This window comes from Streptomyces purpurogeneiscleroticus (assembly GCF_020024005.1).
GTDB lineage: Bacteria > Actinomycetota > Actinomycetes > Streptomycetales > Streptomycetaceae > Streptomyces > Streptomyces purpurogeneiscleroticus.
Genome location: NZ_NHSG01000328.1, coordinates 13,541 through 36,722, shown reverse-complemented (window position 1 = coordinate 36,722; position 23,182 = coordinate 13,541). Strand labels below are relative to the sequence as shown.

Annotated in this window: 26 protein-coding genes and 1 tRNA gene; 17 read left to right on the top strand and 10 right to left on the bottom strand. The window is 69.4% G+C overall.

Annotated elements, in window-relative coordinates; translation table 11 throughout:
* Both CCS38_RS21610 and CCS38_RS21605 read left to right on the top strand, forming a co-directional pair.
* A partial coding sequence (locus tag CCS38_RS21610; protein WP_223734956.1) for an RDD family protein occupies window positions 1–868 on the top strand: 868 nt, incomplete at its 5' end.
* Window positions 869–1,041: 173 nt separating this feature from the next.
* Window positions 1,042–1,698, top strand: coding sequence for an RDD family protein (locus tag CCS38_RS21605; protein ID WP_223734955.1), 657 nt, complete (start codon window positions 1,042–1,044; stop codon window positions 1,696–1,698).
* Between the two features lie 24 nt (window positions 1,699–1,722).
* On the opposite strand, the gene CCS38_RS21600 is transcribed toward CCS38_RS21605, so the two are convergent.
* Window positions 1,723–2,013 (bottom strand): hypothetical protein, encoded by a 291-nt coding sequence (locus CCS38_RS21600; protein ID WP_030250278.1) that lies wholly within the window; start codon window positions 2,011–2,013, stop codon window positions 1,723–1,725.
* A 347-nt stretch (window positions 2,014–2,360) separates the two neighbouring features.
* Between CCS38_RS21600 and CCS38_RS21595 the strand changes: the two genes are divergently transcribed.
* Together CCS38_RS21595 and CCS38_RS21590 are read left to right on the top strand one after the other, a co-directional pair.
* Window positions 2,361–4,754, top strand: a complete 2,394-nt coding sequence (locus tag CCS38_RS21595) for an immune inhibitor A domain-containing protein (RefSeq protein ID WP_223734954.1) — start codon at window positions 2,361–2,363, stop codon at window positions 4,752–4,754.
* 202 nt (window positions 4,755–4,956) lie between these two features.
* Window positions 4,957–5,283, top strand: coding sequence for a hypothetical protein (locus CCS38_RS21590; RefSeq protein WP_223734953.1), 327 nt, complete (start codon window positions 4,957–4,959; stop codon window positions 5,281–5,283).
* 30 nt (window positions 5,284–5,313) lie between these two features.
* On the opposite strand, the gene CCS38_RS21585 is transcribed toward CCS38_RS21590, so the two are convergent.
* Window positions 5,314–5,910 (bottom strand): isochorismatase family protein, encoded by a 597-nt coding sequence (locus tag CCS38_RS21585; RefSeq protein ID WP_223734952.1) that lies wholly within the window; start codon window positions 5,908–5,910, stop codon window positions 5,314–5,316.
* Window positions 5,911–6,181: 271 nt separating this feature from the next.
* Window positions 6,182–7,510, bottom strand: a complete 1,329-nt coding sequence (locus CCS38_RS21580; RefSeq protein WP_223734951.1) for a nicotinate phosphoribosyltransferase — start codon at window positions 7,508–7,510, stop codon at window positions 6,182–6,184.
* Between the two features lie 80 nt (window positions 7,511–7,590).
* On the opposite strand from CCS38_RS21580, the gene clpS reads away from it, so the two are divergent.
* From clpS to CCS38_RS21550, 7 genes are all read left to right on the top strand, one after another.
* Window positions 7,591–7,902 carry an ATP-dependent Clp protease adapter ClpS gene (gene clpS / locus CCS38_RS21575; RefSeq protein WP_031063234.1) on the top strand — a complete coding sequence of 104 codons (312 nt, stop codon included), beginning with the start codon at window positions 7,591–7,593 and terminating at the stop codon, window positions 7,900–7,902.
* Window positions 7,902–8,504 (top strand): DUF2017 domain-containing protein, encoded by a 603-nt coding sequence (locus tag CCS38_RS21570; RefSeq protein ID WP_223734950.1) that lies wholly within the window; start codon window positions 7,902–7,904, stop codon window positions 8,502–8,504. The genes clpS and CCS38_RS21570 overlap by 1 nt, the downstream gene beginning before the upstream one ends.
* A gap of 341 nt (window positions 8,505–8,845) precedes the next feature.
* Entirely contained in the window at window positions 8,846–10,297 is a 1,452-nt protein-coding gene (locus CCS38_RS21565) for an amino acid permease (RefSeq protein ID WP_223734949.1), read from the top strand.
* Window positions 10,298–10,389: 92 nt separating this feature from the next.
* Window positions 10,390–10,824 (top strand): M67 family metallopeptidase, encoded by a 435-nt coding sequence (locus CCS38_RS21560; RefSeq protein WP_030250248.1) that lies wholly within the window; start codon window positions 10,390–10,392, stop codon window positions 10,822–10,824.
* Between the two features lie 149 nt (window positions 10,825–10,973).
* Complete coding sequence (locus CCS38_RS35745) at window positions 10,974–11,087, top strand: putative leader peptide (RefSeq protein ID WP_342668106.1); 114 nt, start codon at window positions 10,974–10,976, stop codon at window positions 11,085–11,087.
* 176 nt (window positions 11,088–11,263) lie between these two features.
* Window positions 11,264–11,542: a MoaD/ThiS family protein gene (locus tag CCS38_RS21555; RefSeq protein WP_223734948.1), complete on the top strand. Its 279-nt coding sequence runs from the start codon at window positions 11,264–11,266 to the stop codon at window positions 11,540–11,542.
* Entirely contained in the window at window positions 11,542–12,492 is a 951-nt protein-coding gene (locus CCS38_RS21550) for a PLP-dependent cysteine synthase family protein (RefSeq protein WP_223734947.1), read from the top strand. The genes CCS38_RS21555 and CCS38_RS21550 overlap by 1 nt, the downstream gene beginning before the upstream one ends.
* A 90-nt stretch (window positions 12,493–12,582) precedes the next feature.
* Here CCS38_RS21550 and CCS38_RS21545 read toward each other — a convergent pair whose 3' ends face one another.
* On the bottom strand, window positions 12,583–13,110 hold the full coding sequence (locus CCS38_RS21545) for a type II toxin-antitoxin system PemK/MazF family toxin (RefSeq protein WP_223734946.1): 528 nt from the start codon (window positions 13,108–13,110) through the stop codon (window positions 12,583–12,585).
* A gap of 234 nt (window positions 13,111–13,344) precedes the next feature.
* Between CCS38_RS21545 and CCS38_RS21540 the strand changes: the two genes are divergently transcribed.
* Window positions 13,345–14,097 carry an MBL fold metallo-hydrolase gene (locus CCS38_RS21540; protein ID WP_223734945.1) on the top strand — a complete coding sequence of 251 codons (753 nt, stop codon included), beginning with the start codon at window positions 13,345–13,347 and terminating at the stop codon, window positions 14,095–14,097.
* Window positions 14,098–14,163: 66 nt separating this feature from the next.
* On the opposite strand, the gene CCS38_RS21535 is transcribed toward CCS38_RS21540, so the two are convergent.
* Window positions 14,164–15,417 carry a PTS transporter subunit EIIC gene (locus CCS38_RS21535; RefSeq protein WP_223734944.1) on the bottom strand — a complete coding sequence of 418 codons (1,254 nt, stop codon included), beginning with the start codon at window positions 15,415–15,417 and terminating at the stop codon, window positions 14,164–14,166.
* 236 nt (window positions 15,418–15,653) lie between these two features.
* Window positions 15,654–16,964, bottom strand: a complete 1,311-nt coding sequence (locus CCS38_RS21530; RefSeq protein ID WP_223734943.1) for a PTS transporter subunit EIIC — start codon at window positions 16,962–16,964, stop codon at window positions 15,654–15,656.
* A 226-nt stretch (window positions 16,965–17,190) separates the two neighbouring features.
* Between CCS38_RS21530 and CCS38_RS21525 the strand changes: the two genes are divergently transcribed.
* The 5 genes from CCS38_RS21525 (at window position 17,191) to rdgB (ending at window position 19,890) form a co-directional block, all read left to right on the top strand.
* Window positions 17,191–17,424 (top strand): PTS sugar transporter subunit IIB, encoded by a 234-nt coding sequence (locus tag CCS38_RS21525; protein WP_030250235.1) that lies wholly within the window; start codon window positions 17,191–17,193, stop codon window positions 17,422–17,424.
* Window positions 17,425–17,512: 88 nt separating this feature from the next.
* A complete protein-coding gene (gene rph, locus CCS38_RS21520; protein WP_223734942.1) occupies window positions 17,513–18,244 on the top strand; it encodes a ribonuclease PH in 732 nt (243 codons plus the stop codon).
* Window positions 18,245–18,431: 187 nt separating this feature from the next.
* A complete protein-coding gene (locus CCS38_RS21515; protein WP_223734941.1) occupies window positions 18,432–18,581 on the top strand; it encodes an SCO1431 family membrane protein in 150 nt (49 codons plus the stop codon).
* 187 nt (window positions 18,582–18,768) lie between these two features.
* Window positions 18,769–19,176 carry a hypothetical protein gene (locus CCS38_RS21510; RefSeq protein ID WP_223734940.1) on the top strand — a complete coding sequence of 136 codons (408 nt, stop codon included), beginning with the start codon at window positions 18,769–18,771 and terminating at the stop codon, window positions 19,174–19,176.
* 105 nt (window positions 19,177–19,281) lie between these two features.
* Entirely contained in the window at window positions 19,282–19,890 is a 609-nt protein-coding gene (gene rdgB / locus CCS38_RS21505) for an RdgB/HAM1 family non-canonical purine NTP pyrophosphatase (RefSeq protein ID WP_030250229.1), read from the top strand.
* A gap of 79 nt (window positions 19,891–19,969) precedes the next feature.
* Here rdgB and CCS38_RS21500 read toward each other — a convergent pair.
* From CCS38_RS21500 to CCS38_RS21485, 4 genes are all read right to left on the bottom strand, one after another.
* Window positions 19,970–20,052: transfer RNA gene (locus tag CCS38_RS21500), tRNA-Leu, on the bottom strand.
* A gap of 56 nt (window positions 20,053–20,108) precedes the next feature.
* A complete protein-coding gene (locus CCS38_RS21495; RefSeq protein ID WP_223734939.1) occupies window positions 20,109–20,774 on the bottom strand; it encodes an HNH endonuclease in 666 nt (221 codons plus the stop codon).
* Window positions 20,771–21,436 carry an HNH endonuclease signature motif containing protein gene (locus tag CCS38_RS21490; protein WP_223734938.1) on the bottom strand — a complete coding sequence of 222 codons (666 nt, stop codon included), beginning with the start codon at window positions 21,434–21,436 and terminating at the stop codon, window positions 20,771–20,773. The genes CCS38_RS21495 and CCS38_RS21490 overlap by 4 nt, the downstream gene beginning before the upstream one ends.
* Window positions 21,437–21,590: 154 nt before the next feature.
* On the bottom strand, window positions 21,591–23,129 hold the full coding sequence (locus tag CCS38_RS21485) for an MFS transporter (protein ID WP_223734937.1): 1,539 nt from the start codon (window positions 23,127–23,129) through the stop codon (window positions 21,591–21,593).
* Window positions 23,130–23,182 lie beyond the last annotated feature (53 nt).

Here is a 23,182-nt window from a genome sequence, read left to right as displayed (position 1 = left end):
CGCACAGCCGGGCCGCGACAGGTCGGCGCCGACGGCCGGCCCCGCGGCCCAGCAGTCGCCGGCCACCCCGCCGCAGGCCGCCCCCGGCTACGGCTACCCGCAGCAGAGCGGCTCGTCCGTCCCCGGCCAGGGCGGTTACGGCTACCCGCAGCAGGCAGGCCGGCCGGACGGGTACGGCTACCCACAGCCGGGCCCCGCGGCTGCCCAGCAGGGCGGCTACGGCTACCCGCAGCAGGCCCCCGCGGCCCCGCAGCAGAGCGGCCCCGGAGGGTACGGCTACCCCCACCAGTCCGGCCCCGCGGCCCAGCAGCAGGGTGGTGCCCCCGAGGGCGTCATCCCCTTCAAGCCGCCGGTCGACAACCCCTTCGCGTCCTCGCAGGCCCAGGGGCGACCCGCGCCGCTCGGCCGCCGGCTCGCCGCCCGGTTGATCGACACGCTCGTGCTGTGCGTGCTGCTCGCGGGGGTCGTCGTACCGCTGTGGAGCGCGGCGGCGGACCACATCGGCGCCAAGATCGAGGCCGCGAAGCAGTCCGGCGTACAGACCACGGTCTACCTCCTGGACGGCACGACCGGCGGCTACCTGGCCATCGTGATCGCGGCGCTGCTGGTCGTCGGGCTGCTCGTCGAAGCGCTGCCCACCGCCAAGTGGGGACACACGCTGGGCAAGAAGGTCTGCGGCGTGCAGGTGCTGGACATCGAGGGGCACGACACCCCGGGGTTCGGCGCGGCGGCCAAGCGCTGGCTGGTGTACGGCCTGCTCGGCGCGCTCGTCGTCGGCGTGGTGAACGCCCTGTGGTGCCTGATCGACCGGCCCTGGCGGCAGTGCTGGCACGACAAGGCGGCCCGCACGTTCGTGGCCGAGGGCTGAGCCGGCCTGAGAGCCGGTCCTGAGAGCCGGTTCGCTGAGCCGGCTCGCAGGCGTGCGCCCCGGAGTGCCGGGGCGCGCCCGCGCACGGCGAGTGCCACGCTCCGGGGCGCCGCACTTCCTCCGAACGGCGCACGCCGGATGCGGCGACCGGTGGTACGCGGTCGACTCGGGCCATGAGTACCGACCAGCCGAGGCCCGGATCCGGTGAGCCGCCGGAGAACGACCCGTTCCTCAAGAAGCCGCAGCATCCGCAGGAGCCGCCGCCCGACAGCGGCGACCCGTACGGCGGCGCGCCCCAGAGCCCGTACAGCGGCGGACCCCAAGGCCCCTATGGAGGCGGCGCGCCCCAGGGCCCGTACGGCGCCCCCGATCCGCTCGCCGGTATGCCGCCGCTCGCCGGCCGTGGCCGGCGGCTGCTCGCGCGGATCATCGACGGCATCATCATCGGCGTGCCGGTCGGCCTGATCATGTGGTTCATCGTCGGCGGCGTGGACTACCCCGGTACGACCGACGACAGCGGCAAGCAGACCGTGGTCTCCGGCGTCACGATGCTGGCCTATCTGGTCTACGAGGGTCTGATGCTCACCACCCGGGGCCAGACCGTCGGCAAGATGGCCATGAAGATCAGGGTGGCGATGCTGGAGAACGGGGCGATCCCCACTGCCCGGGCGGGCTGGATGCGCGCCGCCGTCTACACGCTGCCGGAGGTCATCCCCTGCTGCGGCGCCATCTTCTGGCTGGTCAACGTCCTGTGGTGCACCTGGGACAAGCCGTACCAGCAGTGTCTGCACGACAAGGCGGCCCGCACGGTGGTGGTGTCGGCCGGCTGACCCGGAAAACCCGGGAAACAGCGCCTAACGGGAGTGTTCGCCGACCCGGGCCTCGGCAGGCCGGGTCGGCGACGTACGCCGTCCCACGAAGCCCTCGGGCCGTACCTGTGGGGCGGCGACGCGCGTCCGGCGGGCGCGCGCGAAGCGCGGCAGCGGCGCCGTGACCGCGACGAGGAGGCCGAGCCCGAGCCCGGCGATGGCGATGACCGCGACCGCGATGCCCGTCCTGGTCTGCGAGAGCAGCAGCATGGCGAGGGTGGAGAGCACGACGGTGGCCGAACCGTAGACGAGCTGTGCGGCAGTCGGTCGAGGCATGGCGGGTCCGTCCTCGGAAGCATCAGGGGTGTCAGTCGACTTGGCGCGCCGCCAAAAGACTCTACGGTCCTTACTGCCCGAGCGGAACGTCCGGTAAGCGTGAGTTGACCCACTGGCCCGGTGCACGGGGGGCGCACCGATTCATGCCCCCGGCGAACCGCCGCTCGCGGCACACCTGTTGGGCCCTCCGTACGGTCCGTACATCATCCGATACGCGTCCGATACGCGTACATCATGAGCCAAGTAACGTACTTCGCTGATGTGTTCAAAACAAGGTCTGTCTTTTCCCCCGGCGTTCCGGTGCAATGCCTCCAACGACCGTTCGTCACAGGGGAGGACAGCGCAACGTGAGATCCCAGAGATTGCTGTTCAGATCGGCCGCCCTGGCCACGGCAACCGCCGCGATCGGGGCGGCCGTTTTCGCGTCCGGGGCCGCGCAGGCCGACGGCCGTAACCCGGCCGCGAGCCCGTCCAACGACCCGGCGCCCGCCGAGCGGTCGGTGGACCACGACCTCAAGGGCCCCTTCAGCGACCGCCAGGAAGCGCAGCGCGAGGAAGCGCTCCGGCAGGTCATATCCGGCGATGCCGAGACCACGGACCGCGGCGGCTCGCAGGTCGTGAAGCTGGACAAGGGCAAGTACGTCGAGCTGGGCCGGGAGAAGACCGACAAGATCTTCACGATCCTGGTGGAGTTCGGCACCAAGGTCGACGACACCACGATGTACGACCCGGACGGCGACGGCCCCAAGCCGCCGGTGAAGAAGTACGGCGGCGAGGCCGGTCCCGCGCACAACGAGATAGCCGAGCCGGACCGTGCGACGGACAACAGCACGGACTGGCAGCCCGACTTCAACCAGCAGCACTACCAGGACCTCTACTTCTCGCACGACAAGAAGAAGGAGTCCCTGGCGAAGTACTACGAGAAGCAGTCCTCGGGCCGCTACTCGGTCGAGGGTGAGGTCTCCGACTGGGTCAAGGTCGACTGGAACGAGGCCCGTTACGGCTCCAACTACTGCGGCCAGACCAACTGTTCCAACGCCTGGGACCTGATCCGCGACGGTGTGAACCAGTGGGCGAAGGGCCAGAAGGCCCAGGGCCGCACGGACGCGCAGATCAAGGCGGACCTGGCCAAGTACGACCAGTGGGACCGCTACGACCACGACGCCGACGGCAACTTCAACGAGCCGGACGGCTACATCGACCACTTCCAGATCGTGCACGCCGGCGAGGACGAGTCCGCGGGCGGCGGCGCGCAGGGCACCGACGCCATCTGGGCGCACCGCTGGTACGCGTACGGCACGGACGCCGGCCGGACCGGCCCGGGGGAGAACAAGGCCGGCGGCGCGCAGATCGGCGACACCGGCATCTGGGTCGGCGACTACACGATGCAGCCGGAGAACGGCGGCCTCGGCGTCTTCGCCCATGAGTACGGCCACGACCTGGGCCTGCCGGACGAGTACGACACCAGCGGCACCGGCGAGTCCTCCGTCGACTTCTGGTCGCTGATGTCCTCCGGCTCCTGGCTCGGCGAGGGCAAGGACTCCATCGGCGACCTGCCCGGTGACATGAATGCCTGGGACAAGCTGCAGCTGGGCTGGCTCAACTACGACACCGCGAAGGCGTCGACGGCCTCCACGCACAAGCTGGGCGTCGCGGAGTACAACACCAAGCACAAGCAGGCGCTCGTCGTCGAGCTGCCGAAGAAGGCCGTCACCACCTCGGTCGTGAAGCCCGCTGAAGGCTCCAAGCAGTGGTGGAGCGGCATGGGTGACGACCTGAAGAACACCCTGACCCGGTCCGTCGACCTCACCGGAGCGGCCAAGGCGTCCCTGAACCTCAAGGGCTGGTGGGACATCGAGGCGGAGTACGACTACCTGTACGCCGAGGTGTCCACGGACGGCGGCGCGAACTGGACGCCGGTGGACGGCACCGCGAACGGCCGGGCCATCCCGCGCGACGCCGGTGACAAGCCCGCGCTGACCGGCACCGTCGAGGCGTACCAGGACCTCGTGTACTCGCTGGACGCCTACGCGGGCAAGAAGATCGATCTGCGGTTCCGCTACCAGACCGACGGCGGCGTGGCCCAGAAGGGCTTCGCGGCCGACGCGCTGAGCATCGTGGCCGATGGCAAGCCGCTCTTCACCGACGGTGCCGAGGGCGACGACGCGGGCTGGACCGCCAAGGGCTTCTCGCGCATCGGCGAGTCCTTCACCAAGGACTACCCGCAGTACTACCTCGCCGAGAACCGCCAGTACGTCTCGTACGACAAGACCCTGAAGACCGGCCCGTACAATTTCGGCTGGCCCTCCACCCGGCCGAACTGGGTCGAGCACTTCCCCTTCCAGAACGGCGTGCTGATCTGGCTCTGGGACACCTCGCAGCCGGACAACAACGTCGGCCAGCACCCGGGCGCCGGCCAGATCCTCCCGGTCGACGCGCACCCGAAGGCCACGAAGTGGGCGGACGGCAAGCTCATGCGCAACCGCTTCCAGACCTACGACTCGACCTTCACCCGTGCCCGTACCGACGCGCTCACGCTGCACAAGAACGGCACGGCCGCGAAGATCGCATCGCAGCCGGGCGTGACCGTTTTCGACGACCGCAACGGGGACTACTACGACGAGACGAACCCGACCGGTGGCGTGATCGTTCCTGACACCAACACCCGGATCAAGATCGCCAAGGAGGCCCGGGACGGCTCCACGGTGGTCCTCCAGGTCGGGCCCGCGGCGAAGAAGTAAGTAAAAGTCAGTAAAGCCGCAGGTCACAGACGTATCGGCCGTCGCCCTCTAGCGGGCGGCGGCCGATCGCGTTTAGATGCCTCCTGCGGCCCTCTTGCTGACACGTAGTCTCACGAGGGGTTCCCGACGCATGCCCCGACCCGGCGTGCGCCGGCCGCACGACCATGCACCGACCGCTGCACCGACCATGCACGGGGGAAACATGACCCTGACCGGCTCCGGCTTCATCAGGCTTCCGGGCGGAAGCGTGGTGGTGGCCCTCTCGCTGCCCAGACCGGGCGGCAGCGGCCACCGCGTACGCGTCCTCGTCCACGCCGCGAACCGCCCGCGCGCCCTGACCAGGCTCCGCAACCTCGGCCTGCGCGCCGTCTACCTGCGCGGCAACACCGAACCTCCCACGCCGGACGAGGTCACGGCCGTACTCCACCACCCCGACGGGCTGGTCTGGCGCGGCGCCCCGGAGGACGACACGGAGTCCTGGCACCCGATACGGGCCCTGCTGCGCCCCGCCGTCCAGGAGGCGCTCTGAAGGCGCTCCAGGGGCCGCCCGGCCGGTGGCTCAGCCCGCGCTGACCACCGGCTTGCCGGTCAGCTCCGCCCCCGCCTCGCGCAGCTCCGCGACCGCCGCCTCCGTCGTGTGCGCGGCCACGCCCGCCGTCAGGTCCAGCAGGACCCGGGTGCGGAACCCCTCGCGCACGGCGTCCAGCGCCGTGGCCCGCACGCAGTGGTCCGTGGCGATGCCCGCGACGTCGACCTCGGTCACATCGTGCGCGCGCAGCCACTCCGCCATCGGGGCGCCGTGCTCGTCCACGCCCTCGAAGCCGCTGTACGCAGCGGTGTGCTCGCCCTTGGAGAAGACCGCGTCGATCGCGCCGGAGACGATCGCGGGCGCGAAATTGGGGTGGAAACCGCTGCCCTCGGTGCCGGCGACGCAGTGCGCGGGCCAGCTGTGCCGGTAGTCCGGCCGGACGGAGAAGTGGTCGCCGGGGTCGATGTGGTGATCACGCGTGGCGACCACGTACTGGTATCCGCTGCCCGCCGCCTCGCCCACCAGGTCGGTGATGGCGGCGGCGATGTCCGAGCCGCCCGCTACCGCGAGGCTGCCGCCCTCACAGAAGTCGTTCTGGACGTCCACGACGATCAATGCCCGGTGCATGGTGCGTGCCTTCCGGATGGGAAATGGGGGGAGGATGTGGCGGCTGTGGGGGCTACGGCAAACGCCGATGTGACCGAGGGTAGCCACTCGTCCGGCGCTGCGGGAGTGGGCGCCGTACGGCGGTCCGTGACACGCCGCGGCAGGCCAGGGGGCACGGGACGGCGCACGGAGAAGTCCCGCCCGTACCGCGCCACCCGTTCGGCCGCACGAGGACACCCACGTACCGAGGTACCGGAGTGCCGGCCCCCGGAGGGGCGTGGCCGCGGCCCCCTCAGACGTACTCCGTCGGCAGCACGGCCTCGCCACGCGAGAGCTGCATCGCGGACATCGGGAGCCCGGCGCGGGCCGCGATGTGCCGCTCGCGCGCCGCGTCCAGCGGCTCGCGGGCGACCACCTCGCCGCCGCGCACCAGCGGCACCATCAGCTGCCGGTCGGCGAGCTCGGCCGGCACCGGCCCCGTGCCGATGACCTCGGCCTCCGCCACGCCGTCCGCGTCCGGGCGCCGCGCGGCCCACTTGCGGCCCCCGTGGGACGCCTTGCCGCCCATGGACTTCTTCGCGACCGGCCGCAGCGGCGCGCCGTCGCCGTCGCTGTCGGCGCGCGCGACCAGCTTGTAGACCATCGAGCAGGTGGGGTGGCCGCTGCCGGTGACCAGCTGGGTACCGACGCCGTACGCGTCCACGGGCGCGGCGGCGAGCGAGGCGATGGCGTACTCGTCCAGGTCGCTGGTGACCACGATCCTGGTGTCCGTCGCGCCCAGCTCGTCCAGTTGCTGGCGCACCCGGTGGGCGAGCAGCAGCAGGTCGCCGGAGTCGATGCGGACGGCGCCGAGGCCGGGTCCGGCCACCTCCACGGCGGTACGGACCGCCTCCGCGACGTCGTAGGTGTCCACCAGCAGAGTCGTTCCTGCACCGAGGCTGTCGACCTGCGCGGTGAACGCGTCCCGCTCGTTGTCGTGCAGCAGGGTGAAGGAGTGCGCGCTCGTCCCGGCCGTCGGGATGTTGTACCGGAAGCCGGCCGCGAGGTCGGAGGTGGTGTGGAAGCCGCCCACGTACGCGGCCCGGGAGGCGGCCACCGCGGCCAGCTCGTGGGTGCGCCGGGCGCCCATCTCGATCAGCGGGCGCTCACCGGCCGCGACGGACATCCGGGAGGCGGCCGCGGCCACCGCCGAGTCGTGGTTGAGGATCGAGAGGATCACCGTCTCCAGCAGCACCGCCTCGGCGAAGGTGCCCTCGACGCGCAGGATGGGGGAGCCGGGGAAGTAGACCTCGCCCTCCGGGTAGCCCCAGATGTCGCCGCGGAAGCGGTAGTCGGCGAGCCACGCGCGGGTGGTCTCGTCGAGGATGCCGCGCTCGGTGAGGAAGTCCAGGATCGTGGCGTCGAAGCGGAAGTTCTCCACCGCGTCCAGCACCCGCCCGGTGCCCGCGACCACGCCGTACCGGCGGCCCTCGGGCAGCCGCCGGGTGAAGACCTCGAAGACCGAGCGCCGGTCGGCGGTGCCGGACCGCAGCGCGGCCTGCACCATGGTGAGTTCGTACTGGTCGGTGAAGAGCGCAGTCGACGGCACGGCCACCGGCAGCCCCAGGTCTGCTGTGTTCATGCGACGATGCTACCTCGCATACTCGTCACATTGACGATTTCCCCGGGTCATTTGTGCGCGCGCCCCTCCTGGGTGGCAGCATGGGACCCGTGAGTGTCGCACCGACGGAGATCGAACGTCCTGAAACGACCGAGGCGCCTTTCGAGGTGCCCGAGCCCGACGTCCCCTGGGTCACCGTCGTTCACAATGACCCCGTCAATCTCATGAGTTACGTGACCTACGTGTTCCAGGCGTACTTCGGGTACTCCAAGGAGAAGGCACGCAAGCTCATGCTCGACGTCCACCGGAAGGGCCGCGCGATCGTGTCCAGCGGTACCCGCGAAGAAATGGAGCGCGACGTGCAGGCGATGCACGGCTACGGCCTCTGGGCGACCCTCACGCAGGACCGCTGATGGCCGGCCACTTCGAAGCCCTGCCCGGCGGCGGCGCGGCGGCCGCCTTCGACGAGGTCGAGATCTCCATCCTGCGCAGCCTGGCCGTCCAGCTGATGGAGCTGGTGGGCCCCGGCGACGAGCCCGCCGAGGGCGAGGACCCGCTGGACGCGCTCTTCGCCGAGGGGCCCAGCGAGCCGCCGTCCGACCCGGCGCTGGCCCGGCTCTTCCCCGATGCCTACGGCGGCCCGGACCACGTGCCGGACGACGACGCGCGCGCCGCCTCGGCGGAGTTCCGCCGCTTCACGGAGAACGATCTGCGGACCCGCAAGCGCGAGGACGCCCTCGCGGTGGTCCGCTCCCTGGACGCGCTGTCCACGGACAGCGGCAAGCGCTCCGAGGGCGCGGTGCTGCGGCTCAAGCCGGACGAGTCCCAGCAGTGGCTGGGCGCGCTGAACGACCTGCGGCTGGCGATCGGCACCCGCCTGGAGGTCAGTGACGAGGACGACGGCAGCGAGCTGCTCGGCCTGCCGGACGAGGACCCGCGCAAGCCGATGGCGATGGCGTACCTCTGGCTGGGCGGGCTCCAGGAGAGCCTCATCGAGACGCTGATGCCCGACTGACCGGACCGGCCGCTTCGTGACCCGGACGGTACGCCCGATTACGGACGGAGAGGCGTCCGCTCAACGGACGATCAAATCCGGATAACGATCGCATTACTGCTGCGCCCGCTCTTCCTGCGCCTTTTGAATTTTGTCCTCTTTTCCTTGTTGTGTCCTACGGTGTCCCGGTAGTACATCCCAAGTGGTCGTGGTAAAAACTCTCGACCTGCCGTCGGTGACGCCACCCCTGTCGCCGCGGGAGCGCTGCGCCGGCCGACCGTTGGCGATGCAGGACTCCATCCGGGGGGATCGGGACCCGATCCGGAACAGACCGGGTCGGAATGGAGAAAGGCGCACCACACATGACCTCAGCGCAGGTCGACAATCAGCACGGCGTCACCGACGCCGCGGGATCTGCCCCGGAAGAGGGCTATCAGCGCGGTCTGGGAAACCGGCAGATCCAGATGATCGCCATTGGTGGCGCCATCGGAACGGGCCTGTTCCTCGGGGCGGGCAAAGCAATCTCGAAGGCCGGGCCGAGCATCATCCTGGCCTACGCCATCGTCGGGCTCGTCATCTTCTTCATCATGCGTGCCCTGGGCGAGCTGCTCATGTACCGCCCGGTGTCCGGCTCCTTCTCGGAGTACGCCCGCGAGTTCCTCGGCCCCTTCATGGGCTTTGTGACCGGCTGGACGTACTGGCTCTTCTGGGTCGTCACCGGCATCACGGAAGTCACGGCGGCCGCGACATACGTCCATTACTGGAACGACGGCATCCCGCAATGGGTGTCGGCCCTGGTCTTCACCGTCGCGCTCTTCGGCATCAACCTGATCTCCGTCAAGCTCTTCGGTGAGCTGGAGTTCTGGTTCTCCATGGTCAAGGTCACCGCCATCGTCGGCATGATCCTGATCGGCCTCGGCGTGATCATCCTCGGCTTCTCCGACGCCGGCGACACCGCGTCCTTCACGCTTCTCTGGTCCGAGGGCGGGTTCTTCCCCAAGGGCATCGGCGGCACGCTGATGACGCTGCAGATCGTGATGTTCGCCTTCCTCGCCGTCGAGCTGGTCGGCGTCACCGCGGGCGAGGCGACCGACCCGAAGAAGGTCCTGCCCAAGGCCATCAACACCGTGCCGTGGCGAATCGGCCTCTTCTACATCGGCTCGCTGATCATCATCCTGTCGGTCGTCCCCTGGTCCGTCTTCGAGCCGGGCGTCAGCCCCTTCGTCGCGGCCTTCGCCAAGATCGGCCTGCCGGCCGGCGCCGGCATCGTGAACTTCGTCGTGCTCACCGCGGCGCTGTCCTCCTGCAACTCCGGCATGTACTCCACCGGCCGGATGCTGCGCGACCTCTCGCTCAACGGCCAGGGTCCGAAGATCTTCACCTATCTCAGCAAGAACGGCCTGCCCACCCGCGGCACCGCGGTCTCGGTGGCCATGATGATGGTCGGCGTCTGGATCAACTACCAGTGGCCGGGTGAAGCCTTCAACTACGTGGTCTCCTTCGCCACCATCTCCGGCATGTGGGCCTGGATCGTCATCCTGCTCTCGCAGCTGCGCTACCGGGCCAAGGCCAAGCGCGGCCTGCTGCCGCAGTCGGAGTTCAAGGCCCCCGGCGCGCCGTACACCTCGATCTTCGCGCTGGCCTTCATCGCCATGGTCATCGTGATGATGGGCATCGACCCGGACACCCGGATCTCGCTGTACGCGGCGCCCATCTGGGCCGCGATCCTGGGTATCGGCTACCTCGTCCTCAAACGCCGGGACCCCAACGTCTTCGCGGCCTCCCGCCCCGTCGACGCCACGAAGAAGGACTGATCCGGCGCGGCGACTGCTGCCCGCTGTCCAGCATCCGGGCCCGTACGTATCACCTAGTGGTACGTACGGGCCCGATGCTTATTCTGGTCGGCATGCTGACCATCACCCGGGCCCTCTACGACCAGATCGTCGAGCACGCCCGCAAGGACCACCCCGACGAGGCGTGCGGCGTCCTGGCGGGCCCGACGCCGGCGCCCGCCGACGGCCGCCCCGAGCGGTTCATCCCGATGCTGAACGCGGCGCGCTCGCCCACGTTCTACGAATTCGACTCCACCGACCTGCTCAAGCTCTACCGCGAGCTGGACGACCGGGACGAGGAGCCCGTCGTCATCTACCACTCGCACACCGCGACCGAGGCGTACCCGTCCCGTACGGACGTCTCGTACGCGAATGAGCCGAACGCGCACTATGTCCTGGTCTCCACCGCGGACACCGACGACGCGGGCCCGTTCCAGTTCCGCTCCTACCGGATCGTGGACGGTGTGATCACCGAAGAAGAGGTCGAGGTCGTCGACGCGTACGCGTGACCCCCGTCACCTCTTGCCCGTGCTCGGCCCCGGCGGCGCAGGGCCCGCCGGGGCGTCCCGATTGGTCCCATCCCACATGGTGTGCACCGTCCGTCCGCATCCCGAGACCGGGTTCCAGTACCCGGACCGGGAATCGATACGATGACCGCATGGTTGACCACGACGTGAGCGAGAAGACGCCGAGCTTGCTGCTCGTTGCGCGGCTGCACGTCGACCTGTGCCGCCTCGCCAGCGCGATGTGTCCGCGCCGCGCAGCCGGCTGACCGGTTCCGCCTGCCCGCACGACAGGCGCCCGGCCGAGACGGCCGGCGGGCTGAACGCATACCCGCCCGCGTCCCCAGGACGCCTCGCCCGACGCGCCCCGCAGCGGCGCACCCCAGACTCGCTCTCCGGCCCCCTTCCGGGAAGCGTCCCAGCCAGCCGAAACAGGAGCATCCTCATGGCCATCGAGGTCCGAATCCCGACCATCCTGCGCACCCACACCGACGGCCAGAAGGCCGTGGAGGGCAGCGGCGACACCCTCGGCGAGCTCTTCGACGACCTGGAGACCCGGCACGCCGGCATCAAGGAGCGCCTGGTCGACGGCGGGCAGCTGCGGCGCTTCGTCAACGTCTACCTGAACGACGAGGACGTCCGCTTCCTCGACGGCATCACCACGAAGGTCGCCGACGGCGACAGCGTGACGATCCTTCCCGCCGTCGCCGGTGGCTCCCGCTGATGCGGTACGACAGCCCGCTCGCCGCGGTCGGCAACACCCCCCTGGTGCGCCTGCCGCGGCTGTCGCCCGCCGACGACGTACGGATCTGGGCCAAGCTGGAGGACCGCAACCCCACCGGCTCCGTCAAGGACCGCCCCGCGCTGCACATGATCGAGCAGGCGGAGAAGGACGGCCGGCTCACCCCCGGATGCACCATCCTGGAGCCCACCAGCGGCAACACCGGCATCTCGCTCGCCATGGCGGCCAAGCTCAAGGGCTACCGCATCGTGTGCGTCATGCCGGAGAACACCTCCCAGGAGCGCCGCGAGCTGCTCGCCATGTGGGGCGCGGAGATCATCTCCAGCCCCGCGGCGGGCGGCTCCAACACCGCCGTACGGGTCGCCAAGGAGCTCTCCGCCGAGCACCCCGACTGGGTGATGCTGTACCAGTACGGCAACCCGGACAACGCGGGCGCGCACTACGCCACCACCGGCCCCGAGATCCTCGCCGACCTGCCCTCCGTCACCCACTTCGTGGCGGGCCTGGGCACCACCGGCACCCTCATGGGCGTCGGCCGCTACCTGCGCGAGCACGTACCCGGCGTCAACATCGTGGCCGCCGAGCCGCGCTACGACGACGTGGTCTACGGTCTGCGCAACCTCGACGAGGGCTTCATCCCGGAGCTCTACGACGAGTCCGTGCTGACCACCCGCTACTCCGTCGGCTCGGCGGACGCGGTGCGCCGCACCCGTGAACTCCTCTCCGAGGAAGGCATCTTCGCGGGCGTCTCCACCGGCGCCGCGCTGCACGCCGCGATCGGCGTCGCGAAGAAGGCCCTGAAGGCCGGCGAGAGCGCCGATGTGGTGTTCGTCGTCGCCGACGGCGGCTGGAAGTACCTCTCCACCGGCGTCTACACCGCGGAGAGCACCGAAGCGGCCATCGAGACGCTGCACGGCCAGCTGTGGGCGTGAGCCCTTCCGCGACCGCTTCGACCGCTTCGTGAAGGCGCCCGGCCTGTACGGCCGGGCGCCTTTCCGCTGTCCGGGGCCGTATCGGGGCGCCTAACGGGCCAGATGCCGGACCTGGTCCCACAGCAGCGGGTCCGCCGTGCCCGCGCGGCGCCGGAAGTCGGCCACCGCGACCTCCCGCAGCTCGTCCGTCTCCAGGAAGCTCGGCCGGCCCTGCGCGTCGCCCACCGTCCCGGGCCGCAGCGGGATCACCCCGGGCCGCTCGTCGTGGTACCGGCTGGTGATCTTCGCGACCAGCGCGGACCCGCCCCGTACGGCCAGTACCAGACACGGCCGGTCCTTGGCGGCGGAGAGGTCCTCGAACGGCACCATCGCCCACCAGATCTCGCCAGGTTCCGGAGCGGCGCCGCCGCGCTTGCCGGGCCGGGTACGTACCGGCAGGTCACCGGGGCGCCGCGAGGTACGCCCGGTACCGCGGCCGCCGTCCCGGCGCGGACCGCGACCGGGCCGCCGGCCGCCGCGCCGCGGACCGCGGTCCGAACGGGCCCGCCCGTCGACGACCGCCGCGACCAGCGCCAGTACCACCACGGCCAGCACCGCCGGCCACCATGAGGTGTCCATGCCCGCCTCCTCGCTCGTCGTCCACCGGACCGTACCCCGGACCGCCCGCGCCTGCCCCAAAGGCCCACCCGGACTGGTGATTCCGCCCACAGCTCGCCCCGCTGGAGGAGCCACCGGCCCTTTCGCGCCTTACCCTCGTGGGCACTGCAACGACTGGTACGGACCGGCCGAGCACGGCCCAAGCCCCGCATGGACCCGCCGCACCGCCCCCCGCCCACGGAGGTTCACGCCCCTATGAAGCTCACTGTCGTCGGTTGCTCGGGGTCGTTCCCTTCGACGGAATCGGCCTGTTCGAGCTACCTCTTGGAGGCCGACGGCTTCAGGCTGCTCATCGACATGGGCAACGGTGCCCTCGGCGAGCTGCAGCGCCACTGCGGTCTCTACGACCTCGACGCGGTACTCCTCTCCCATCTGCACGCCGACCACTGCATCGACCTCTGCGGATACTTCGTCGTGCGCTACTACCGGCCCGACGGCGGCCGCTGCGCCCCGATGCCGGTCTACGGCCCGGCCGGCACGGACCGGCGCCTCACCGCCGCCCACGCCGACCTGCCCCATGACCACGCCATGAGCGAGGTCTTCGACTTCCGCACGCTGGCCGCCGGTACCTTCACCGTGGGCCCCTTCACGATCCGTACGGAGCAGGTCAGCCACCCCGTCGAGGCGTACGGCTTCCGTATCGAGCACGGCGGCCGGTCGCTGACGTACTCCGGCGACACCGGTGTCTGCGAGGCGCTGGACACCCTCGCCGAGGGCACCGACTTCTTCCTGTGCGAGGCGTCCTTCACGCACGGCAAAGAAGACATCCCCGATCTGCACCTCAACGGCCGCGAGGCGGGGCAGCACGCGACCCGTGCCCGGGCCGGCCGGCTGGTGCTCACCCACATCCCCCCGTGGACCGACCCCGGCATCAACCTCCGCGACGCGCAGGAGGTCTTCGACGGCCCGGTGGAGGTCGCCAAAGCGGGCGCCGTCTACGAGATCTGACGTGCCATGGGGAAGGCCCCGGAACCGATGTACGGTTCCGGGGCCTTCGCCATGAGCGGTGCGGGCTCACGCCTTGGTGAGGTCCTCGACCTCCTCCTCGGGCTCGCGGCCCGGGGTGGTGAGGTTGAACTTCGTGATCGCGAAGCGGAAGAGCACGTAGTAGACCACCGCGAAGACCAGACCGATCGGGATGATCAGCCACGGCTTGGTGGCGAGGTTCCAGTTCAGTACGTAGTCGATGAAGCCCGCGGAGAACGTGAAGCCGTCGTGCACGCCGAGCGCCCAGGTGACCGACATCGACACGGCGGTCAGCACCGCGTGGATCGCGTACAGCACCGGCGCGATGAACATGAACGTGAACTCGATCGGCTCGGTGATACCGCAGACGAACGAGGTCAGACCGAGCGAGATCATCATGCCCAGGACGGCCTTGCGGCGCTCCGGGCGCGCGGTGTGCGCGATGGCCAGCGCGGCGGCCGGCAGGCCGAACATCATGATCGGGAAGAAGCCGGACATGAACTGGCCGGCGCTCGGGTCGCCCGCGAAGAAGCGGCCGATGTCGCCGTGCACGACCTTGCCGGCCGCGTCGGTGAAGTCACCGAGCTGGAACCACGAGACGGTGTTCACGAACTGGTGCATGCCGATCGGGATCAGCGCACGGTTGATCAGGCCGAAGAGGCCCGCGCCGACCGCGCCGAGACCGGTCATCCACTCGCCGAAGCTGGAGATCGCCGCGCCGATCGGCTCCCAGACCAGGGTGAAGAGCACGCCGACCGCGGTGCCGACGAAGGCCATGATGATCGGGACCAGCCGGCGGCCGTTGAAGAAGCCGAGCCAGTCCACCAGCTTGGTGCGGTGGAAGCGCTGCCACAGGACCGCGGCGAGCAGGCCCATGATGATGCCGCCGAGCACGCCGGGGTTGTTGACGACCGGCTCGACCCACTTGCCCTTCTCGATGTGGCCTTCCTCGACGGGGAAAGCCTTGAGGACGTTGCTGTAGACCAGGAAGCCGACCAGGGCGGCCAGCGCGGTGGAGCCGTCGGCCTTCTTCGCGAAGCCGATGGCCACGCCTATGCAGAACAGCAGCGGCAGGTTGTCGAAGACCGCGCCGCCCGCCGCGGCGAAGACCTTCGACACATCGATCCAGCCCAGGCCGTCCTCACCGAAGACATCGGGCTGGCCGAGGCGGTTCAGGATGCCCGCGGCGGGCAGGACGGCGATCGGCAGCTGGAGGCTGCGACCGATCTTCTGCAGGCCCTGGAACAGGCCCGCTCCCCGCTTCTTCGCGGGTGCCGCCTTGCCGGCGGTGGCCGTACTCATCGGATTCCTCCTGGTGAGGCGGGCTCGGGGAAAAGGGCAGCCCGCTAGTATGGTCTACACCACTGAGTGGTTTAGACCATACTTAGCATGTCGTCACCGCATAAAGGAATCCGTTCCTCCCGATCGTTACGGCGGCACGCGGAACGGCTCCGGAACCAAGTATTCCGGAGCCGTTTTTCCGATCACGCAGGGGAGTGCCTGCTTCACGTTCCGCTGCACCGCGGCGGAGGGTGGGTCTACTTCACGTTCTGCTCCTCCATGGCGTCGCCCACTTCCTCCGGCTCGCGCCCCGGAGTCGCCAGATCGAACTTGGTGATCACAAAGCGGAAGACCGCGTAATAGACCACCGCGAAACACAGCCCGATCGGAATGATCAGCCACGGTTTGGTCGCCAGGCTCCAGTTGATGACGTAGTCGATCAGACCCGCCGAGAAACTGAACCCGTCGTGCACCCCCAGCGACCAGGTCACCGCCATCGACACACCCGTCAGCACCGCGTGCAGCACATACAGCAGCGGCGCCACGAAGAGGAACGAGTACTCGATCGGCTCGGTGATCCCCGTGACGAACGACGTCAGACCGACCGACAGCATCATGCCCGCGATCTCCTTGCGGCGGTGCCGCTTCGCGCAGTGCGTGATCGCCAGCGCCGCCGCCGGCAGCGCGAACATCATGATCGGGAAGAACCCCGACGTGAACTGACCCGCACTCGGATCGCCCGCCAGGAACCGGTTGATGTCACCGTGCACGACCGTCCCGTCCGGCTTCGTGAAGTCGCCGAACTGGAACCACATGAACGTATTCAGGAACTGGTGCATGCCGATCACCAGCAGCGCACGGTTCGCCACACCGAAGATCCCGGAACCCGCCGATCCCAGATCCACCATCCACTTGCTGAAGCTCGTCAGCGCGTCACCGATCGGCGGCCACACGAACAGGCACACCACCGCGAAGAGCAGCGCCACGAACGACATGATGATCGGCACCAGCCGGCGGCCGTTGAAGAAGCCCAGCCAGTCCACCAGCTTCGTACGGTGATACCGCTGCCAGAACCACGCCGACAGCAGCCCGATCACGATGCCGCCGAACACCCCCGGATTCTGATACCCGGCAGGCGTCCCCGTCCCGTCCTTCGCCACGCACGCGCCGCCCAGCGGCCCGCCGCTCACGAACGTCGCACCGCTCGCACAGTCCACCGGGAACTGGTGCAGCACGTAGTAGTACACGAGGAAGCCCGTCACGGCCGCGAGCGCCGTCGACCCGTCAGCCTTCTTCGCCATGCCGATCGCGACGCCCACACAGAACAGCAGGGGCAGCCCGAGCGAGGAGTCCAGCAGCGCCTGGCCGGCACCCGCGAACACCTTCGCCACGTCGTCCCAGCCCGCACCGTCCGCGCCGAACACATCCGGCTGCCCGAGCCGGTTCAGGATGCCCGCCGCCGGCAGCACCGCGATCGGCAGCTGCAGGCTGCGCCCCATCTTCTGCAGGCCCTGGAACAGCCCGCCGCCCCACTTCTTCCTCGGCGCCGCCGCCGCGTCCGAACTCATCCGCATCCTCCCGGCCGCCGGCCCCGCGACGGCCGACTCGTGCTTGCCGCATACTGGTGGTGTAGACCATTCGTAGTGGCGCTACGGGGCCTCCCGGAGGCAACTCCAGGTGGTCGCCATCATTCGCCAGGCAACGGACATACGCCCGTCCAACAGGGCTGAACGTGCGTTACCGTGTGGAATCCTTCGGCACAACCGCCGACGGCCGAGACAAGCAGGAGTGGACATGGCCAGCAAGGCTGAGAAGATCGTCGCCGGGCTCGGTGGCCTCGACAACATCGAAGAGGTCGAGGGCTGCATCACCCGTCTCCGCACCGAGGTCGTCGACCCCTCCCTCGTCGACGAGGCCGCCCTCAAGGCCGCCGGCGCGCACGGCGTCGTGAAGATGGGCACCGCGATCCAGGTCGTCATCGGCACCGACGCGGACCCGATCGCGGCCGACATCGAAGACATGATGTGAGCTGAGCCCCCGGCTCCCACCGAGGCCCCTTTCGTGCGCGCGTACGCACCGGAACGGGGCCTTCGGCATTCCCGATAGGGTCGTCCCCATGTCTCGTATCGACGGCCGCACTCCCGAACAGCTCCGCCCCGTCACCATCCAGCGCGGATGGAGCAAGCACGCCGAGGGCTCCGTCCTCATCTCCTTCGGCGACACCAAGGTCTTCTGCACCGCCTCCGTCACCGAAGGCGTACCGCGCTGGCGCAAGGGCAGCGGCGAGGGCTGGGTCACCGCCGAGTACTCCATGCTCCCGCGCTCCACCAACACCCGCGGCGACCGCGAATCCGTCCGCGGCAAGATCGGCGGCCGTACGCACGAGATCTCCCGCCTCATCGGCCGCTCGCTCCGCGCCGTCATCGACTACAAGGCCCTCGGCGAGAACACCATCGTCCTGGACTGCGACGTCCTCCAGGCCGACGGCGGCACCCGCACCGCGGCGATCACCGGCGCCTACGTCGCCCTCGCCGACGCCGTCGCCTGGGCCCAGGGCAAGAAGCTCATCAAGGCCGGCCGCAAGCCGCTCACCGGCACCGTCTCCGCCGTCTCCGTCGGCATCGTCGACGGCGCGCCCCTCCTCGACCTCTGCTACGAGGAGGACGTCCGCGCCGAGACCGACATGAACGTCGTCTGCACCGGCGACGGCCGCTTCGTCGAGATCCAGGGCACCGCCGAGGCCGAGCCCTTCGCCCGCGACGAGCTCAACGCCCTCCTGGACCTGGCCGTCACCGGCTGCACGGACCTGGACAAGGCCCAGCGCGAGGCCCTGGCCGCGACGCTCTGACGGGGGCGCGCGGGCGCGCCGGGCACTCGTGGTTCCGGTGCCGCGTCGCTGATCTGTGACGTTCCCCTCGTGGGACGTGCATCTCTAGGAATGCACGTGCCGCAGGCGCAAGGTGGGACGTGCGCCCGTACCGCGAGGTACCCGGGTGCGCGTCCACCAGCACCCCACGACGAGGAACCGCACCGTCATGTCTGCTGAAGCCGCTGCCGCCGCCCTCGACGCGCCCGCCGCCCGCACGGGCGGCCCCGACGACCACTCGCCGTGGATGGAGCACGTCCTCGGCTGGACCCTCGTGGTCGTCCTCGCGATGTTCCTGACCCAGACGGGCCTGGTCTGACCCGGACGGGCCCGGTCTGATCCGGTCCGCACGGTCTGACCGGACCGGCCTGGTCCGACCCGATCCGCCCGGCCGGGCGATCGTGATTTACGCATCATTCCCCCGCAAATCCGACTCCCTCGGCAACCAAATCCACGCGCCACGCGTTCCTTCCTTTACCTGTTCATTGCATAGGGAGGGCCCGTCCATGTCCGCACACCGCTCCGTCCGCCGTCGAACGGCCGTGACCAGCGCCTCCGCCGTGGCGGTCATCGCCCTGGCCGTCCCCGCCCTCACCGGCTGCGGAGCCGTCCAGACGGCCATGGACTGCGCACAGACCGCCACCGCCGTCGGGAAGAACGTCGACGAGCTCCAGCAGGCGTTCTCCGGCGGGGCCGAGAACCCCGCGGAGGCCCAGCAGGCCCTCGACAAGATCGACAAGAACCTCGACGAGCTCGGCGACCAGAGCGACAACGCCGACCTCGGCAAGGCCGTCGACGACCTCTCCCGCGGCGTCAAGGACGCCCAGCAGTCCCTCGACCAGGGCAAGACCCCCGACACCGCGGCCATCGAAGCCGCCGCCTCGGAACTGACCAAGGTCTGCACCCCGGGCTGAGAACAGGGGCAGGAGGGGCGGCCCGCCCAAGGGGCGCCGGCCGCCCCGCCGGGCACTGGCGGGGCCGGCTCATGTCGTGCGGCCCGACCGGGATAATCGCTCACCATGAAGCACCAGCGCCTGATCCTCGCCACCCGCAACGCCGGCAAAATCACCGAACTCCGCGCCATCCTCGCGGCGGCCGACCTCGACATCGAGCTGGTGGGCGCCGACGCCTACCCGGACGTCCCCGACGTCAAGGAAACCGGCGTCACCTTCGCCGAGAACGCCCTCCTCAAGGCCCACGCCCTCGCCCAGGCCACCGGCCACCCCGCCGTCGCCGACGACTCCGGCCTCTGCGTGGACGTACTCGGCGGCGCCCCCGGCATCTTCTCCGCCCGCTGGGCCGGCCGCCACGGCGACGACCAGGCCAACCTGGACCTCCTCCTCGCCCAGCTCTCCGACATCGCCGACGAACACCGCGCCGCCCACTTCGCCTGCGCCGCGGCCCTTGCCCTCCCCGACGGCACCGAACGCGTCGTCGAAGGCAAGCTCGAAGGCACCCTCCGCCACACCCCCGCCGGCACCGGCGGCTTCGGCTACGACCCGATCCTCCAACCGGAAGGCGAAACCCGAACCTGCGCGGAACTGACGGCGGACGAGAAGAACGCCATCAGCCACCGAGGCAAGGCGTTCCGGGCTCTGGCGCCGGTCGTCCGGGAATTGCTGGGCTGATCAGGCCCTCGTGCGACGCCTGAAGGCCCGGCTCCGCAGATGCGGGGCCGGGCCTTCGAAAACATGGTCATTAAGCGAGTGCGGCCGGTGGGATTCGAACCCACATGGGTATTACCCACTGGTACCTAAAACCAGCATGTATGCCAATTCCATCACGGCCGCTAGCCGCCAGCCATGGTACCGGCTGGCGGCTGACGGTGATGTCACTACCTAGGTCACTATCCGGTCCGGCGCCGAGTACCTCCCCTGCACCAGGTACTGGTAATCGCATGGCAGTTGGGGCAGAGCAGCCGAAGATTCTCGGCCCGGTTGTCACTCCAGTCCCCGCTGATGTGGTCGATCTCCAGCGTCATGGACTTCCCGCCCCAGGTCGGTCCCGTTCCGCACTCGACACAGCGCTCGGGCACTCCGATCTGCTTGAGAGCGCGCCGAAGCATCACCGACGGTGTGCGGTACCTTCCGTCGTGTTTCACCAAGATGCGCTCAGGCGGCTTCGTGGGTGTAGTGCCCGGCTTTCCGCGCTGGTGCGCCTGCCCCAGAAAGTGGCTGGTGCTGATGCCCTCTTCCGTTACCCACTGATGGAACAGGGCCCGGGCGCGGGCGTTCACCGGCTTGCCGAGATGCCGAAGGGCCGCTGCCATGGAGACCGATGCACTGACGGCTTCTTGCAGCGCCGCTTTGGTGGGGCGAGAGTGGGCCGTACGCCGTGGCACGTGGTGAAAGTGCGAAATGTCGATTCCGAAGTGATTGAAGCGCTTCACCAGATGCCGTCGCACCCCGCGATAGACACGGCCGCCGCAATAGTTGATGACTTCCTCGATGTTGCTGCAGTGGCGTGCCGATTCCGTCAGGAGCTCGCGTGTGTACCGGACGCTCACGCTCATTGCGGCATCCCCGCCCGTGGGCTCTGGGCGCCTTGGTTGCGCCCGCGGTAGGAATCGGTCGTGGAATGGCAGTTCGGGCAGAGCAGGCGCAGGTTCTCCAGGCGGTTGTTCCGCCAGTTGCCGTCGATGTGGTCCACCTCCAGCGGCAACGGCCGGCCCCGCCAGGTCGAGCCGATGTCGCACAGGGCGCAGCGTTCGGCTGTGCCGCGGACCAGGAGGGCGCGCCTCAGCCGCTTTGCCGGGATGCGGCGCGCGTCGGCCGGGTCCTGCCTTCGCAGCAGTTCGCTGCGTGGGCGTCGCCGACGTGCGTCTCCGTCGGAGTCCGCCTTTTCGACGAAGTGCGACGTGTCGATCCCCAACGCCCGTATCCGGCGGCTGATGTGGGTGTGGTGGCCGCCGACGGGATCGAGGTCGAGGTGGCGGAGGACCTCGTACATGCTGGTCGAGGCGGTCACGGCCGGTTCGAGGGTCTCCTTGGTCCAGCGGGCGCCTTCGCGTGCGAAGTGGGAGGTGTCTATGCCCAGGGACTTCATGCGGGTGCGCAGGTAGCTGCGGGTTGGGCTCTTCGGATCCACACCGAGGCGAAGCAAGGCTTCCGAAAGGGTGCGGGAGGCGGCCACGGCCTCGGAGAGGCGGGCGTGAGTGTATGGGCTGGCGGGCATGCGGTCCCCCGTTCGACGGCCATCTGATGGGGCCGGTTGTTCTGGTGTCGAACGGGTCAACGGCTGGGGCGCAGTGGGAGTTACGCAGAGTGAGGGCAGGAATGAAGAATCCCCCGATCGGGTGATCGGGGGATTCGGGGAAGGTGGCCCGTGGTCAGAAGCGCGGGTCCGGGGACTGGGCTGATACCAGTTCGACGGCTTCTTCGTGGGTGGCTACCGAGGGTGGGGAGCCTTCCAGGGGCTGTTGGGCGGTTTCCTTCATGAAGAGGACGGCGATGACGCCGATGAGGGCCGCGCCCATGGCGTAGTACGCCGGGACCATCTGGTTGCCGTTGAAGGCGCCCATCAGGGCGGTGATGACCAGGGGGGTCGTGCCGCCGAAGAGGGACGTGGAGAGGTTGTAGCCGATGGAGAGGGAGCCGTAGCGGACGTTGGTCGGGAAGAGGGCCGGGAGGGCCGCCGACATCGTGCCGAGGAGGCAGACCAGGGAGAAGCCCATCAGCAGCATGCCGATGCAGACGAACAGCAGGCTGCCGTCCTTGACCAGCAGGAAGGACGGGATGGAGAGGACGAAGAAGCCGAGCATGCCCGTCATGAGCAGCGGCTTGCGGCCGAAGCGGTCGTTGAGGCGGCCGACGTAGTTGATGACCAGCATCAGGACCACCATGGTGCCGAGCAGCACCAGGAGGCCGTGCGACTCCTTGTAGTGGAGGGTGTCGGTCAGGTACGTCGGCATGTACGACAGCAGCATGTAGTCGGTGATGTTGTACGCGCCGACCAGGCAGATGCACAGGATGAGTGCGGGCCACTGCTGGGAGAAGATCTCGCCGAGTTTCTTCTTGGGGGCGTTTTCGGAGAGGTGGGAGAACTCCGCCTCTTCCTCGGCGGCCGAGCCCGTGGCGCTGTGGGTCTCGCTGGCCTCCAGCTTCTGGAAGGCCGGGGTCTCGTCGAGCTTCATCCGGAGGTAGAGACCGACTATGCCGAGGGGGCCCGCGACCAGGAAGGGCAGGCGCCAGCCCCAGTCGCCCATGGCCTCGGAGCCCAGCATGGTGTTCAGCAGGAGGACCAGGCCGGCCGCGCCGGTGTATCCGGCGAGGGTGCCGAACTCCAGGAAGCTGCCGAAGTAACCGCGCTTCTTGTCGGGGGCGTACTCGGCGATGAAGGTCGAGGCGCCGCCGTACTCGCCGCCCGTCGAGAAGCCCTGGACCAGCCGGAAGAGGATCAGCAGGATCGGTGCCCAGACGCCGATGGTGGCGTACGACGGGATGAGGCCGATGGCGAAGGTGCCGACGGCCATCATGATCATGGTGAAGGCGAGGACCTTCTTGCGGCCGATGCGGTCGCCGAGCGGGCCGAAGTACGCGCCGCCGATGGGCCGTACGAGGAAGGCCACGGCGAATGTCGCGAACGAGGAGAGCAGGCTTGCGGTGTCGCTGCCGCTGGGGAAGAAGACGTGGCCGATCGTGACCGCGAGATAGCTGTAGATGCCGAAGTCGAACCACTCCATCGCATTACCGACGGCGGCGGCCTTGACGGCGCGCTTCACGACCTTTTCGTCGGTGATGGTGATGTCGGTGCGGCGGAGTTTGGGATTCCGGCGGCGGGCAACGGCGCGGAAGAGCGCGCGGTGGCGTCTGACTGCCTCCCGATCCAGCTCGGTCCCGGGAGCGGCATCGGTACTGCCGGTCGGCACGAGTGCGGTCCTCTCGCTCGGTCGGTCCGCGCACTGCGCGGTGGGCTCATTTC